At 69.1% G+C, this 15,247-nt stretch carries 12 protein-coding genes and 1 riboswitch; of the genes, 9 read left to right on the top strand and 3 right to left on the bottom strand.

The annotated features are described in order from the left end of the window. Positions 1-10: 10 nt before the first annotated feature. From ACZ7D7_RS03195 to ACZ7D7_RS03185, 3 genes are read left to right on the top strand one after another with little or no spacing between them, the layout of a single operon-like run. A complete protein-coding gene (locus ACZ7D7_RS03195) occupies positions 11-1,270 on the top strand; it encodes an AAA family ATPase (protein ID WP_470821905.1) in 1,260 nt (419 codons plus the stop codon). Next, complete coding sequence (locus ACZ7D7_RS03190) at positions 1,270-1,983, top strand: RloB family protein (RefSeq protein ID WP_470821904.1); 714 nt, start codon at positions 1,270-1,272, stop codon at positions 1,981-1,983. The genes ACZ7D7_RS03195 and ACZ7D7_RS03190 overlap by 1 nt, the downstream gene beginning before the upstream one ends. Before the next feature lie 36 nt (positions 1,984-2,019). After that, the gene (locus ACZ7D7_RS03185) at positions 2,020-5,103 is read left to right on the top strand and encodes an N-6 DNA methylase (protein WP_470821902.1); all 3,084 of its coding nucleotides are present in this window, start codon (positions 2,020-2,022) and stop codon (positions 5,101-5,103) included. Here ACZ7D7_RS03185 and ACZ7D7_RS03180 read toward each other — a convergent pair. Further along, complete coding sequence (locus ACZ7D7_RS03180; RefSeq protein ID WP_470821900.1) at positions 5,059-5,526, bottom strand: ATP-binding protein; 468 nt, start codon at positions 5,524-5,526, stop codon at positions 5,059-5,061. The two genes, ACZ7D7_RS03185 and ACZ7D7_RS03180, sit on opposite strands and share 45 nt — an antisense overlap. A 132-nt stretch (positions 5,527-5,658) precedes the next feature. Between ACZ7D7_RS03180 and ACZ7D7_RS03175 the strand changes: the two genes are divergently transcribed. The 3 genes from ACZ7D7_RS03175 to ACZ7D7_RS03165 all read left to right on the top strand — a co-directional run bounded on the left by ACZ7D7_RS03175 (position 5,659) and on the right by ACZ7D7_RS03165 (position 7,964). Beyond that, a complete protein-coding gene (locus ACZ7D7_RS03175) occupies positions 5,659-6,477 on the top strand; it encodes a helix-turn-helix domain-containing protein (protein WP_470821899.1) in 819 nt (272 codons plus the stop codon). Beyond that, the gene (locus ACZ7D7_RS03170; RefSeq protein ID WP_470821897.1) at positions 6,474-6,722 is read left to right on the top strand and encodes a DUF397 domain-containing protein; all 249 of its coding nucleotides are present in this window, start codon (positions 6,474-6,476) and stop codon (positions 6,720-6,722) included. The genes ACZ7D7_RS03175 and ACZ7D7_RS03170 overlap by 4 nt, the downstream gene beginning before the upstream one ends. A gap of 279 nt (positions 6,723-7,001) precedes the next feature. Continuing rightward, positions 7,002-7,964, top strand: coding sequence for a hypothetical protein (locus tag ACZ7D7_RS03165; protein ID WP_470821895.1), 963 nt, complete (start codon positions 7,002-7,004; stop codon positions 7,962-7,964). Here ACZ7D7_RS03165 and ACZ7D7_RS03160 read toward each other — a convergent pair. Then, positions 7,924-8,997, bottom strand: coding sequence for a C40 family peptidase (locus ACZ7D7_RS03160; protein WP_470821894.1), 1,074 nt, complete (start codon positions 8,995-8,997; stop codon positions 7,924-7,926). The two genes, ACZ7D7_RS03165 and ACZ7D7_RS03160, sit on opposite strands and share 41 nt — an antisense overlap. Positions 8,998-9,397: 400 nt before the next feature. Here ACZ7D7_RS03160 and ACZ7D7_RS03155 point away from each other — a divergent pair, with 400 nt between their 5' ends. Then, positions 9,398-9,751, top strand: coding sequence for a hypothetical protein (locus ACZ7D7_RS03155; RefSeq protein ID WP_470821892.1), 354 nt, complete (start codon positions 9,398-9,400; stop codon positions 9,749-9,751). Between the two features lie 31 nt (positions 9,752-9,782). On the opposite strand, the gene ACZ7D7_RS03150 is transcribed toward ACZ7D7_RS03155, so the two are convergent. Continuing rightward, positions 9,783-10,991: a C40 family peptidase gene (locus ACZ7D7_RS03150; RefSeq protein WP_470821891.1), complete on the bottom strand. Its 1,209-nt coding sequence runs from the start codon at positions 10,989-10,991 to the stop codon at positions 9,783-9,785. A gap of 8 nt (positions 10,992-10,999) precedes the next feature. Continuing rightward, positions 11,000-11,167, bottom strand: a riboswitch (cyclic di-AMP (ydaO/yuaA leader). A 298-nt stretch (positions 11,168-11,465) separates the two neighbouring features. Between ACZ7D7_RS03150 and ACZ7D7_RS03145 the strand changes: the two genes are divergently transcribed. Together ACZ7D7_RS03145 and pcrA are read left to right on the top strand one after the other, a co-directional pair. Continuing rightward, positions 11,466-12,647 carry a ScyD/ScyE family protein gene (locus ACZ7D7_RS03145; RefSeq protein WP_470821890.1) on the top strand — a complete coding sequence of 394 codons (1,182 nt, stop codon included), beginning with the start codon at positions 11,466-11,468 and terminating at the stop codon, positions 12,645-12,647. A gap of 87 nt (positions 12,648-12,734) precedes the next feature. Next, positions 12,735-15,218: a DNA helicase PcrA gene (gene pcrA / locus ACZ7D7_RS03140; RefSeq protein ID WP_470821888.1), complete on the top strand. Its 2,484-nt coding sequence runs from the start codon at positions 12,735-12,737 to the stop codon at positions 15,216-15,218. Positions 15,219-15,247: the final 29 nt, after the last annotated feature.

The raw sequence follows: 15,247 nt of genomic DNA, 5'->3' as shown, positions 1-15,247 counted from the left end.
GGAGGGCCGCATGCTGCTGCGATTCCGTACGGCGAACGTACGGTCCCTGCGCGACGAGCAGGAGCTCTCCTTCGTCGTCCCGCCCGGCGAGGAATCCGACGCGGCGCGTACCGTCCGGCTGTCCGACGGCAAGCAACTGGCGATCTACCCGGTCGTCGGAGTCTTCGGAGCCAACGCCTCGGGCAAGTCCAACGTGATCACGGCGTTGAAGAAGATGCGCAGCGCGGTTCTGGACTCGTACGGATTGTGGACTTCCTACGCGGGCGTTCCCGAACGTGAGCCGTTCGCTCTCGACACCGCGTCGGCCGAAGGCAGTTCCTTCTACGAGGTCGACTTCATCCTGGACGACGGCGTGCGATGGACCTACGGATTCGAGCTGGGCGACCGACGGGTCGAGACGGAGTGGCTTCATGCCTACCCGAAGGGCCGCCGACAGGTCTGGCTCGACCGGGATGCCTCACGCAAGGACGTCTTCGATTTTCCGGCCGACCGTGTGCACGACCGGGCTCGCCTGGCCCGTTCCACGCGTCCCAACGCGCTGCTCCTCAGCCGCGCGGCGAGCGACAACCACCCACAACTGTGGCCCATTTACGACTGGTTCCGGTCGAACCTGTGGGACATCACCCCGGAAACCGAATTGCGGGACCGGGAAAGCTACACCGCTCAGCAGCTCCTCGACGACCGGAACAAGGAGCGGGTCAGGGAGCTGTTGAAGGTCGCGGACCTGGGGATCCAGGGGGCGGAGGTCGAGCGTCGCCCCGGTGACCAAGTCCCCGCCGTGAAACTCCTGCACGGAAGCGATCCCGACACCGCGGTGGCTCTGGAATGGGCGCAGGAGTCGTTCGGTACCCGTTCCTGGTTCGCTCTGATCGGACCGCTGCTGCTGGCGCTCGACAGCGGCGCGGTCCTCCTGATCGACGAGTTGGACGCCAGTCTGCATCCGCGGTTCGCGGCCGAGGTGGTCCGGTTGTTCCAGGCTCCTTGGTCCAATCCGAAGGGCGCCCAGTTGCTCTTCACCTCCCACGACGCGTCCTTGCTCAAGAACCCCAGGGGCGGAAGGCCACTGGAACCGGCGCAGATCTGGCTGACGGAGAAGGACAAGAGCGGAGCGACGGAGCTGTATCCGCTCAGCGACTTCGAGCCCAAGCCGGAAGAAGACCTGGAGGACTCCTATCTGGCCGGTGCCTACGGGGCCGTTCCGAACGTGGATCAGGGGCAGATCGGACGCATGGTGCTCGCGGCACTGGCGGGGGAGGCAGAGCGTTCCTGATGGCGAGGGACAGGGGGCGGGAGAATCCGGCGCGGACCAAGAAGCGTCGGCAGGTGCGCCGCGAGGTGTACGTGTTCACCGAGGGCATGGTCACGGAGCCGGGTTTCGTCACGTTCGTGACGGACAACGGAATCCGTAAGGAGCCCGGTCGTGAGATCGTCTGCAAGGTCGAGAATCGCGGTGCGCCGAGCAAGCGCCGTAAGCCGCTGCCCTTGGTCGAGGACGCCATCGCGAAGTGGCACGAGGTCCGGCGCACGGCGAGCAAGGCGGGCATCAAGCCGGAGGACTGGAACTGGCCCCAGGTGTGGTGCCTGTTCGACCGGGATGAGCACGAGGACATTCCCGCCGCGTTCGCCAAGGCCAAGCGGGAGGAACTCCACATCGCCTACTCCCACCCGTGCTTCGAACTGTGGCGGCTGCTGCACTACCAGAACTACACGGGCACCCTCGGCGGAGTGTGCGGCACGGCCGCGAAACTGCTCAAGCAGCAAGAGGGCTTCGCGCGGACCTACGGTCCCACCATCCGATCCGTGTCCGACGAGCAGGCGAAGCACATCAAGCAGGGACAGTTGAGCGGCCGTTACACAACCGCGCGACGCCACGCGGAGAAACTCGCCGGCCGCCACGAGCGCAGCCCCGACCCGAACCAGTGGGACCCGTACACGAACGTATGGACATTCGTCGAGGACGGCTTGGACGTCATCGACTACTGACGAGTGCAGTGCAGGAAGTACCGGGGAGATTCGTACGTGGCCACGCTCACGCTCGCGCAACTCGAACGTCATCTCTTCACGGCCTCCGACATGCTGCGCGGCACCATGGACCTCGCGGAGTGCCGCGACCTGATCGTGGCATTGCTTTTCCTCAAGCGTGTCAACGACCAGTTCGACGGAGCACGAGGGCCGGATGCCGACCGGGGGGTCTTCGCCGTTCCGCCGGAGGCCACGTGGCAAAGGGTCGCCTCGGCCGAGGACGACGTGGTGGTGGACCGCCTTCGGCAGGCTTTCGCGGCACTCGAATCCCACCAGGACAACCGCGTGTTGCGCGGCCTGTTCGACGACATCGGATGGCACAGATTCGGTCGGGGCAGCTGGGCGGGTGAGCGCGTCGCGGCGCTCGTCGGCTACTTCGGCTCCCTTCGGCTGTGCGACGAGGATCTCGAATCGCCCGATGTGATCGGTGCGGCTCATGAGTACCTGATCAGGGCCATCGCCGATTCCGCCGGCCTCCAGGGCGGCGAGTTCTACACGCCGCGTGCCGTCGTCCGCATGATGGTGGAACTGGCGCGTCCGCACGAAGGCATGAGGGTGTACGACCCTTGCGTGGGATCGGGCGGCATGCTGGTCCACGCCATCGAGTACGTCGACGAGCACGGCGGTGACTCCCGTGGCCTCGGCCTCGCCGGGCAGGACGCCAACGCCGGCTCCTGGCGGCTGGCCATGATGAACCTGCTCTTCCACGGGGCCAGGAACTTCTCCTTGCGGACCGGCGACAGCCTCACCGATCCCCGCCACCCCGAGGGCGGTTTCGACCTCGTCCTCAGCAATCCGCCCTTCTCGATGGACTACTCGAAAGACGCGGTCCCTCGCCTGAAGCAGCGCATGCCGTACGGCGCGACGCCCGAGCGCGGCAAGGCCGACCTGATGTTCCTCCAGCACATGCTGGACATGGTGAAACAGCGGGGCGGCTCGGTCGTCACGGTCATGCCTCACGGGGTCCTCTTCCGAGGCGGTGCGGAGAAGGAAATCCGCGAGGAACTGCTGAAGGCCGACGTGATCGAGGCGGTGATCGGTCTCGCTCCCAACCTGTTCTACGGGACGGGCACACCTGCCTGCGTCGTAGTTCTCAGGGCACCGGGCCGGAAGACGGCCGAGCGCCGGGGCAAGGTGCTGATCGTCAACGCGGACCGTGAGTTCCACCGGGAGCGCGCCCAGAACGTCCTCCTTCCCGCACACGTAGGGAAGATCGTCTCTGTCTTCCATGCCTTCGAGGACGTTGAGGGCTTCGCGAAGGTCGTGTCGGCCGACGAGGTGAGGGCCAACGACTCAAGCCTCGGCATCGGCAGGTATGTCGACAGCTCGCCGCCCCCGGAGTTCCAGGACATCCGGGCGTATGTCGAAGGTGGCGTGCCCCTTGCCGAGATCGAGACGAGCAGACCGCTTCTGGACGCGTACGGGCTCACGGTGGAGGATCTGTTCGCCGTGCGGCCGGGCGATGCCGCGTACGTCGACTTCCGGCCGGAGGACGAGCAGGCGGTCCGGGAGAGATTGACCGAGCTGACTCGTGGGGCCGAGCAGCGGCTGTGGACCGCCTTCGACGAGTGGTGGCAGACGGCGTCGGCGGAGGTCGCGGCGCTCGCTCCGGCCGGGGAGGACGACGGTGCGGGACTCGATGCCGGGACCGGGCTCGCCCGCCTGCGCGGAATCCTGACGGTCTCCTTGGTGGAGCACCTTCTGACGGTGGGGCTCCTGGACCGTCACGCACTCGCAGGTGAGACGGAGGGCTGGTGGCACGAGACGAAGCATGAGTTGAAGGCACTGTCGACCGTCGGGTTCCACGGTGTCGTGGACGGATGGGTCGACACGGTGGAAACACTGTTCGGGCCCGTGGAGGATCCGGTCTCCAGCGGGCGTGCCGCGCACCGGTCGTCGGTACGATCGCAGGCGTTCGAGCACAAGGTGGTCAAGTCCCTCGTGCCGGACTTCCTGGAAGAGCGGGCGTCGGTGGGTGGCCGCCTGGCCGAGCTGACGCAGAAGGTGAAGAAAGCGGAAGCCGCGCTGGCCGGTGCTCAGGAGGCCGCGGAGGCCGACAGGGAGGAAGCGGGGAGCGGCACGACCGACGTGGCCGAGCCGCTCGAAGTGACCGCGGCCAGAGACAGGTTGCGCGCGATCAGGCGGCAGCGGGCCGAAGCCCGAAGGACCCTCGAGGCTCTGGAAACGGGCTTCCTGTCACGGCTTGCACAGGCACGCCGTGAACTGATGGCCACCGCCGGAGAACGTCACCTCGTAGGGGAAATCCTGCGTGCCGGCCTGGCCGGCAGACTTCAACAACTGCTGGTGGCCAGACGTGGGGAGCTCATCCGGACGTACGGCCGCTGGCAGGAGAAGTACCGTCTGTCCTTCCGCGAGATCGAAAAGCAGTTGTACGGCACCTCACAGGGTGCGGCGCAGAACAACCCGTGGTCGCAGCGGCGTGCCTGGAACCTCACCGCGCAGAGCGCGCGGACCGTCTCCGGACGGCGGGAGATGGCAGCCGTCGTCCACGAGCTGATCGACGCCGAGAAGGTGGTCGAAGCCGCCTTGGCCAAGCTCGAGTTCGACGAATTGGTGGAACCACTCGCGTTGCTGGCCCCGGGGGCGTTGGACGAGGACGGTGTGAAGAGTGTGCCGTTGCGCGATCTCCTCGTGTCGGCGCGTTCGGGCAGCGCGGGCGGACCGGCAGACGGCGATGTCCTGCTGTCTGCCGTGAGGACGGACGAGGGCTTCGCCGTCGACCTGTGGCAGGGCAGCCCGGACCGGGGGGCGCCGTCTTCCCACGCCATCCGTCTCAGGTCCCGTACCAATCTGTTGTCCCCGCAGTACCTGGCGGCCTGGCTGAGACTGCCGCATGTACAGGATCGCCTGGTCGACGTGGCCCGGACAGGAACGACCGACAGGGTGGTCCTCAGTCCGGGGCGTCTGCTCGATGTGGAGGTGGAACTGCCGAGCCGAGCGGCTCAGCGGGACTTCGAGCAACGCTATCTGCCGCTGCATGAACAGAAGCTCGTACGGCGGCGGCAGCTGGCCAAGCTACGGCTGATCAGAGGCGTCGTCACGGACGCTCTCACTCGGTGACGTCGCGACGGTGAACCAGACGGTCTTGCCGATGCCGCAGGCGCGGGCTTCGGCTCCCCAGTCGTCCGCCAGAGCCGCCACCAGCGCGAGACCCCGGCCCGAGTCGTCGTCCGGCGTGGCCTCCCTCGGCTTCGGCAGTGTGTCGTCCGCGTCCGTCACCGACACGCGCAGGTGATCCGGGTCCAGCACGCAGCGCGCCCAGATCTCGCGTCCACGGGGCACCTTCGCGTGGCGGTACGCGTTGGTCATCAGCTCGCTGAGCAGCAGTACCGCCGTGTCCGTCACGCCGTCCGGGAGCTTCCAGGCCGTGGCCTGTTCACGCAGCAGCGTCCGTGCGCGGCTGACACTGCGGGGGTGGCGGGGCAGGTGCCACTCGATCTCCAGGTCGATGTCCGACTCGGGCTGCGCGGGAGGCGTCGGCATGTGGGGTTCCTTGCGTGTGATTTCCCGTCAGTTCCGCTGACCAGCCTGGATTTCTGTCCCTACGCTCGCGAGGAGCGGAGCGGGTACACAGTGCGGTTGTACCCGCCGTGTCGGTGCGAGGTGGTGGGTGGCGTGGTGTCCGGGGAGTCCCAACAAGCCCAGCAGAACTGGCGGTACTGCGGCGGCCAGGTCAAGCTCTGGCGCGAGGAAGCGGGCGTGAGCCGCCAGGCGCTGGCCGACGAGGCCGGGTACGACTACGAGTACGTCAAGTCAATGGAGTGCGGGCGCCGCAGGCCGACGTTGCGGTTCTTGCAGGTGGCGGACCAGATGTGTGGGGCGCGGGGGAAGTTGGTCGCCGGTCATGAGTTCCTGAAACCTGAGCCTTACCCCGCTCGGTCGCAGGAATACATGGCCATGGAGGCCGAGGCCATCGCCGTACACGACTACTCGCTCGCGTTGATTCCAGGGCTTCTGCAGACCAGGGAGTACGCCTGGGCGCTGATCAGTGACAGTTGCCCACCGTTGGACGACGAGACGGTGGAAGCGCGCGTGCAGGCGCGGCTCCGCAGACAGGAGGCGCTGGCCCGCCGAGTGAACACGGTGTACGGCTTTGTCATCCACGAGACCGCCCTACGCACGGGCGTGGGCGGGCGGGACGTCATGCGGCAGCAGCTGTGGCAACTTGTGGAGCTCGGCGCCCTGCGCAACGTGTCGATCCAGGTGCTGCCCTTCGGCAAATGTGGCGGGCTTGCCCTCAACGGATCCTTCATCTTGCTGGAGACTGTTGACCACGAGCGTTTCGCATACGTCGAAGGGCCGGAGGCAAGCGTGCTGCACACAGGTGGCGACAAGGTCAGTGATCTGGCCCAGGTGCATGGCATGATCCGCATGCAGGCGTTCGGAGTTGAGGAGTCGGCGGCGTTCATCAGGAAGGCGGCAGAGGAGCTATGACGGAACCGTTGGATTGGTTCAAGTCCAGCTACAGCGACTCCCAAGGCGGCGCATGCCTAGAGGTCGCCTACGCCTGGCGCAAGTCCAGCTACAGCGACGACCAAGGCGGCGAATGCCTCGAAGTCGCCCCCTGCCCCCACGCCGTCCACGTCCGGGACTCGAAGCTCGGGGACGTCGGTCCGACCTTCGCCGTCGCCGGGGGCGCCTGGGACACCTTCGTCGGGCATCTTCGCGCCGGGGCCTGAGCTCCGAGCTTCGCGGTTCGGGATTCGAGCCTCTTTTGTAAGGAATGGGTGGCTGGGTTCAACCCACCACCCACCCTTCCCTCGCCGCTCTGCCAGGCAGGATGACTATTCGTGATCGGGTTGCGACGGCGTGTCGTCACCCTCTAGCGTGCGCAGCAACGAAACAACCCCGGTCGGGTGCGCCAACACCCGCCGGGGTCTCACCCCAAGATCGGAAAAGGCGATCTCGTGGCTTACGAAAACTGTATCGCTGCCCCTCCTGCACACGCAGCCCATCCCATGGCCAAACCCGGGTACGGCAAGCGCTCCGTCCCCGGTCAGTCGCCCTCCCGGCCCGGCGACTTCACTCATCTCCCGCCCCGTGAGGCGTACCTCGCGAGTCTCCTCGACCGGCTCTGCGACAACGCCGCGATGGACGCCAAGACGATCGCCAAGGCCCAGCCGCTCTACGGTCAGCAGGCCGTACGGTCCGCGTTGAACGCGCTGGGCAGGGCCGGCCACCTGCGGCGCGTACGGTGCCGTGTGGAGCCCACCGACGGGGTCACTCACGGCACCCGGTGGGTCTTCCGGACCTTTTGGTCACGGATCGCCCGGCAGGACGACTGGTGGGCGCGATTCCTCGACGGCGACGCGGCGGATGCCGGAGCCGACCTGACTGCTGCGCCCGCCGCGGAACTCAAGGACACCGCCGTCGAATCCCCCGCCCCGGCTGCCGTCGTACCCTCTCCGAGGCCGCACGTTTCCACCCCTTCCACCGCCCACCTCACCCTCGCCCGGCTCGGCCTCAGCGACCCGCGTCTCGCGCTGTCGTCCGACGACTGCGCCGCGCTGGAGCCGCTGGCCGCGGACTGGCTTGCCCGTGACGTGAGTCCGGATCAGCTTCTGCGGATCCTCGTCGCCGGGCTGCCCGAACAGGTCCACTCACCACGGGCGTTCGTCCGGCGCAGACTCGTGGACAAGATGCCTCCGGTGCCGGAAATCCCGGCCGTACAGCCGCGTCGCTTGCTCATGGAGTGCACGGACTGCGGCGTCCCCGGCCGCCCCGAAGCCCTCCCCGGCGGCCTCTGCCGAGCCTGCCGCGACACCAACGCCGCCGCGGGCGCGGGAACCGGCCTACGGAAGGAGCCGACACGCATGGATCCCGCCGCCGTGCACGCCCGGACCGCTCACCTGCGTACCTCGATCCGTTCGCCGAGGCTGGTCACACCACCCGCGTCGCCCCCGCGAACGGCATTTCGCTGATCGGGGACACCCGGACCGTGGACGACGGGTTCGGGGCGTGGATCATTTTGCCGTTGCCGATGTAGAGGCCCACGTGGCTCAGGCCCGAGTAGAAGAAGACCAGGTCGCCCGGGGCCAGTTCGGCGCGGGAGACGCGGCGGCCCGCGTTGATCTGGGTGTACGTCGTGCGGGGCAGGGAGATGCCCGCCGCGCGGTACGCCGCCTGGGTCAGGCCCGAGCAGTCGAAGGCGTTCGGGCCGGTCGCGCCCCAGACGTAGGGGGCGCCGATCTTGCCGTAGGCGTACGCGATGGCCGCCGCCGCGCGGGAGTTGGCCGCGCGCGCCGGTGCGGACGCCGGTGTGGCGGCCTGTTCGCCCGCCGCTGGCGCCGTCGGTGCCGAGGAACGTGACGCCCGTTGCGGGGCCAGTGTCCTGCGGGCCCGTTCCTCCGCCGTGAGGCGGGCCAGGAGGCGGCGCGCCTCGGACAGCTTGCCGGTGACGGTCCTGCGGTGGCGGTTCTGGTCCGCCTGACGGGACTTGAGCGACGCCAGTTCGACGCGCGCCGCGCCGCGCAGCTTCTCCACCTCGCGCACCTGCTCGCGCATCCGGGCGAGTTCCGCCCGCTGCCGGACGCCCACCCGGTCCACGAACTCCGCCCCGTCGAGGTAGCGGTCCGGGTCGGCGGAGAGGGCCAGTTGCAGCGCCGGGTCCAGTCCGCCCGCGCGGTACTGGGCCGCCGCGGCCGAACCCAGCGCCTCCCGCGTCTCGTTGACCCGGTCCTGCTTGCGCGCCGCCTCGTCCCGCAGGTCCCCGAGCCGCCGTTCGGCCGCCTCCGCCTTCTCCTTCGCGCCGTTGTACTTCTCGGTGGCGACCTCCGCCTCCCGGTACAGCCGGTCCACCTCCGCCCTGACCTTCGCCGGCGTCGGCCGCGGCTCGGCGTGCCCGGTCCCGTCGAGGACCGTCGCCGTCGCCGCGCCCGCGAGGGCGATCGTGGCCGCCGTACGGGATCTGCCGCCGCCCGGCGCGCGTTTTCGGGGCTTGCGATGCGCTGCCACCTCGGAATCCACGTCCTTTCGCCGCCCGCCGCGGGGGCGGGTTCCGCGTCCGGCGGCGGCCCGTAAGGGGGGAGCGTGCCGCCGCCGGACTTTCTGGAGGAGGTGTCCGGCCGCCGCCCCCGCCGGGCGGCCTGTGGAGCGCCGGTCACCTGGGACAGGACGCTAGGCGCGGTTGCGCGGTCCGGGCCGGGCGTTGCACGGAACTGGTGGGAGGGGATCGTTCCGTGCCCGGAACCGACCGCAGTACCGTTCCGCCACGGTCGACTTCCCGCAGCGCCGTGACCGATCCGCCCGATTCGGCGGCGGGAGGGCGCGGCGCGGTGTTATGGAGTCCTTCAGCGAGGCTGTGCCGCCGGGGCCGCCCATGGCCCTCGCGACGCCCCGGCTAGGCTCCGGGACCATGGACGTACTCATCCATCTCTTCGTCGGCCTGCACATCATCGGCATCGCCGCCCTGCTCGGCGGCTTCCTCACTCAGATGAAGGCCATGGGGGCGGGCACCGCCCGCTTCACCCCCGCCATGCTGCACGGCGCCGTCACGATGCTGGTCACCGGCATGGTCCTGGTCGGCCTCAACCAGGCCGACGACCAGACCGTCGACAACATCAAGATCGGCGTGAAGCTGGCCCTGCTGATCGTGATCCTCGGCCTGGTCTACGTGAAGCGCGACGAGGAGAAGGCCGACAAGAGCCTCTTCGGTCTCGTCGGCCTTCTGACCACGGCGAACATCTTCATCGCCGTCCTGTGGACCTGAGTCCTGGGGATCCGGTGACGCGGTCGGCGGCTCAGGCCGGCCGCACCACGCTGTGGATCGACGACTCGCCGTCGTAGAAGATCGACTCCTCGCGGACGTACGTGCCCGGCTTCGGCGCGTGGATCATCATGCCGTTGCCGATGTAGATGCCGACGTGGCTGAGGTCGTCGTAGAAGAAGACGAGGTCGCCGGGCTGCGCCTGGGAGACGGGGACCGTCGTGCCGGCGTTGACCTGGTCCCACGTGGTGCGCGGGATGCTGACGCCCGCGGCCTGCCAGGCGTCCTGCGTCAGGCCCGAGCAGTCGTAGGAGTCGGGGCCGGTGGCGCCCCAGACGTACGGCTTGCCGATCTGGGCGCGGGCGAAGGAGACGGCCTTCTCGCCCTTGCTCGCGTACGTCGGGTCGGTCGTGGACGAGTCCGAGCCGCCGGTGCCGGTCTCCGTGGAGCCGCCCGTCGAACCGCCGGTGGAGCCGCTCTCCTGCTCCTGCTCCGCCGCCTCGGCCGCCGCGGCCTTCTCGCGGGCCTCGCGGGCGGCCTCCTCCTGCTGGCGGGCCAGTTCGGCGGCCTTGCGGGCGGCCTCCTCCTGCTTCTTCTTCTCGATCGCCGCGAGCCGCGCCTTCTCCTCGGCGGTCAGCTCGGACAGCAGCTCGCGCGCCTCGGAGAGCTTCTTCTGGACGGTCGCCTTCGCCGTCCTCAGGTCGGTCTGCGAGTCGGTGAGCGTCTCCAGGCTCTTGGTGGCCTCCTGACGCTTCTTCATCGTCGCGGACTGCTGCGTGAAGTACGCGTCGACCGCTTCCTTCTGTCGGCCGGTGAGCCGGTCCATCAGCTGGGAGCGGTCGAAGAAGTCCTGCGGTGTGTCCGCGAGCAGGAAGGTCGCGGTGTCGGGGACGCCGGCGCCGGTGCGGTACTGGGCGGCGGCGTAGGAGCCGAGCTCCTCGCGGGCCTCGTTGAGTTCCTGGGTGCGCTTGGCGATGTCGTCCAGGAGGGTGTCGACCTGCTTGCGCTGCTTGGCGGTCTTCTCCTTGGCCGAGTTGTACTTCTCGGTCGCGGACTCCGCCTGGCGGTAGAGGTCGTCGACCTTCTTCTCGACCTCTTCGAGGCTCGGTCGGTCGTCTGCGGGCGCGGCGTTGGCCGTCTGGGACAGCAGTGCCACGGACGTGAGGGCCGCCGTGGCGAGGGCGGGGGTCCGTATGCCCGCGACGCGCGCCTGGGCGGGACGTGGCTTGCGGTGCGACGCCAAGGGAGGCGACTCCTTCCGTGTTCCGCCTACCGAGTTAGCTGTCGGGTTCGGGCGGTTGGGTCGGAAGGTGTGCCCTACGGCCGGCTCACGAGGGAGCTCGGCCGATTCACCCCAAGGTCGGTGGGTCCCCGGCTCCGGACGCCGTTCGGGCGCGCCGGACTCGGCGGAGGCCGCGCGGCCCGGCGACCTTCGCCGGTGGGGGTCGTGCGGCCTGCCCGGCACGGTAGCCAACCCGTGTGGTGCCTGTGAAGGTTGGTGGGTGATATGCCCGATACATTTTCGTGACCTTCGGTCAGGGCCTTGCGTGGAGTGGTCTATCGGGAGGATTTGCGCGCAGTGGTCTATCTGGAGGGATTTGGGCGGGTTCGGACGTGGTTTGAACGTTACAAGGCGCTTATCCCGTTCCGGGTCGCTACTTTCCAGCCAGCCACGGTGCGGTGCCGTGGCCGCTGAGAGAGGTAGGGCATGTACGGCATGAGAAAACCCAGAACGCGAGCCGCGCTCGTCGTCGCCACGGGCGTCGCGCTCGCCGTCTGCGCGGGCGTCGCACCCGCCGGCGCCGACGGAGGACGTACGGCCGGCGCCGACGGAGGACGTACGGCCGGCAAGCCGGTCGTCAAGGTCGTCGCGACCGGTCTCGACAACCCCCGGCAGCTCTCGTACGACCACGGGAACCTGTACGTCGCCGAGGCGGGACGGGGCGGCAAGAAGTGCATCGGCCAGGGACCCGAGGGCGAGATGTGCATCGGCCTGACCTCCGCCGTCACCAAGGTGCACTGGCACAAGGGCGCGTGGAAGCACCACCGGGTGGTGAAGGGGCTCCCGTCCATCGCGCAGCCGGACGGCGGCTTCGCCACGGGCGTCGACGGCGTCTCCGCCCTGCACGGCCGCCTGTGGGCCGTCGAGACCTACGCCCCGCCCGGCTCCGGCGTCCCCACCACCCCGCCCTGGAACACCCTCGGCAAACTGCTGAAGATCAAGCACGGCAAGGCGAGGATCGCCGCCGACATCACCGCCGTCGAGCTGCGGCACAACCCGCACAAGACGTCCGTCGAGTCCAACCCGTACGCCGTGCTCGCCCTGCCCGACGGGCGCAAGATCGTCGCCGACGCCGCCGGGAACGACCTCGTCGAGGTCTCGAAGTCCGGCAAGGCCCGCCCCTTCACGGTCTTCCCCGACCACGACGGGCGTGAGGCCGTCCCCACCTCCCTCGCCCTCGGCCCCGACGGCAAGCTCTACGTCGGCGAGCTGAACGGCCTCACCGACAAGCCCACCGCGCGCGTGTGGCGCGTCGACGTCCGCACCGGCAAGATCCTCGACTGGAAGTCCGGCTTCGGCCCGATCACCGGCGTCGCCGTCAACCGCAAGGGCGACCTCTACGTCAGCCAGCTGTTCGGCGGCGTCGTGACGAAGGTCTCGCACTACGCGAAGGGCGCCCACACGAAGGGCGCCCACACGAAGGACGCGCGTGTGAAGGACGCGCGCGCCCACGAGCGGCGCACGAACGTGAAGGTGCCGTTCCCGGCCGGCCTCGCCATCGACCCGCACGACGGCAAGCTCTACGTCTCCGCCTGGTCCGTCGCGGACCGTGACGGCACCGTCATGGAGGGCAAGAAGACGCCGGGCGGCCAGCTCTGGAAGATCCTCAACTTCTGAGTCCCGGTCCGCCCGTCCGGTGCGAACCGTGTGATGTTCTCGAGGTGGCGGCGGGCTGTCAGTGGGGCGCCCTAGACTCGTAGAGCGATGAGCAGCCTCTTTGACGACAGTTTCCTGGCGAGCCTCCAGGCCCCGAGGGCCCACGAGGAAGAGCCCCCGCCGCCCCCCGAGGACGACCACGTACCGGAACCGGTTCCGGACGACCTGTTCGGCGGGAAGTTCGACCTGCCCCCGGACCGCGACACCCACTACCGGGACGGCGCCCCCCGCCCGGTGATCGACGCGGCGGCGCTGCTCGAAGGGCTGAACGACAACCAGCGCGCGGCCGTCGTGCACTCCGGCTCCCCCCTGCTCATCGTGGCCGGCGCCGGCTCCGGCAAGACGCGCGTGCTCACGCACCGCATCGCCCACCTCCTCGCCGAGCGGGGCGTCCACCCCGGCCAGATCCTCGCGATCACCTTCACCAACAAGGCCGCCGGTGAGATGAAGGAGCGCGTCGAGCAGCTCGTCGGCCCGCGCGCGAACGCGATGTGGGTGATGACGTTCCACAGCGCGTGCGTGCGCATCCTGCGCCGCGAGAGCAAGAAGCTCGGCTTCACGTCGTCGTTCTCGATCTACGACGCCGCCGACTCCAAGCGTCTGATGGCCCTGGTCTGCCGCGACCTGGACCTCGACCCCAAGCGCTACCCGCCCAAGTCCTTCAGCGCCAAGATCAGCAACTTGAAGAACGAGCTGATCGACGAGGAGGACTTCGCCGCCCAGGCCGCCGACGGTTTCGAGAAAACTCTCGCCCAGGCGTACGCGCTGTACCAGTCGCGCCTGCGCGAGGCCAACGCGCTCGACTTCGACGACCTGATCATGACGACGGTCAACCTGCTGCGCGCCTTCCCGGACGTCGCCGAGCACTACCGCCGCCGCTTCCGGCACGTCCTGGTCGACGAGTACCAGGACACCAACCACGCCCAGTACGCCCTCGTCCGTGAACTCGTCGGCACCGGCGCGCACGACGAGGACGTACCCCCCGGCCCCGACGACCTCGGCCCCGCCGAACTCTGCGTCGTCGGCGACGCCGACCAGTCGATCTACGCCTTCCGCGGCGCGACCATCCGCAACATCCTCCAGTTCGAGGAGGACTACCCCGACGCGACGACGATCCTGCTGGAGCAGAACTACCGCTCCACGCAGACGATCCTGAGCGCCGCCAACGCGGTCATCGAGCGCAACGAGTCCCGCCGCCCGAAGAACCTGTGGACCAACGCCGGTCAGGGCGCCGCCATCACGGGGTACGTCGCCGACACCGAGCACGACGAGGCGCAGTTCGTCGCCGACGAGATAGACCGCCTCACCGACGCCGGCGAGGCCAAGGCCGGGGACGTCGCCGTCTTCTACCGGACCAACGCCCAGTCCCGTGTCTTCGAAGAGGTCTTCATCCGCGTCGGCCTGCCCTACAAGGTCGTCGGCGGCGTCCGCTTCTACGAGCGCAAGGAGGTCCGGGACGTCCTGGCCTACCTGCGGGTGCTGGCCAACCCGGAGGACTCGGTGCCGCTGCGCCGCATCCTCAACGTCCCCAAGCGCGGCATCGGCGAGCGCGCCGAGGCCATGATCGACGCCCTCTCCCAGCGCGAGAAGATCAGCTTCCCGCAGGCGCTGAAGCGCGTGGACGAGGCGTACGGCATGGCCGCGCGCTCCACGAACGCGGTCAAGCGGTTCAACACGCTGATGGAGGACCTCCGCACGATCGTCGAGTCCGGCGCCGGACCGGCCACCGTCCTGGAGGCCGTGCTCGAACGAACCGGGTACCTGGCCGAGTTGCAGGCCTCCACCGACCCGCAGGACGAGACCCGCATCGAGAACCTCCAGGAACTCGCCGCCGTGGCCCTGGAGTTCGAGCAGGAGCGCGCGGAGGGCGAGTCGGCCTCGCTGTCCGACTTCCTGGAGCAGGTCGCGCTGGTCGCCGACTCCGACCAGATCCCGGACGAGGAGGACGGCGACGGCGTCATCACCCTCATGACCCTGCACACCGCCAAGGGTCTCGAATTCCCGGTCGTGTTCCTCACCGGCATGGAGGACGGCGTCTTCCCGCACATGCGCGCCCTCGGCCAGACCAAGGAACTGGAGGAGGAGCGCCGCCTGGCCTACGTCGGCATCACGCGCGCGCGTGAGCGGCTTTACCTGACGCGCTCCACCCTGCGCAGCGCCTGGGGCCAGCCGTCGTACAACCCGCCCTCCCGCTTCCTGGAGGAGATCCCGGGCGCGTACGTGGAGTGGAAGCGGACCGGGGCGACCGCGCCCCTGGCGTCCGGGCCCGCGTCCGGAGTGGCCGCGTCACTGTCCTCGTCCCGCTCCCGCTCGTCGGCGTCCGGTGCCTCCGGCTTCGCCACGCGCCGTACGGCGGACGAGAAGCCGGTCGTGGGGCTCGCGGTCGGGGACCGGGTCACGCACGACCAGTTCGGGCTCGGCACGGTGGTCGCGGTGAAGGGCACGGGAGCGAACGCGGAAGCGACGATCGACTTCGGCGACGCCAAGCCGAAGCGGCTGCTGCTGAGGTACGCGCCGGTCGAGAAGCTGTAGAAGGCAGGCAGGCAGGCAGGCGAGGAGAG

This window comes from Streptomyces sp. NPDC037054, from assembly GCF_055606745.1.
The sequence above is the reverse complement of the archived record's forward strand: the minus strand, read 5'-3'. Positions and strand labels throughout refer to the sequence as shown.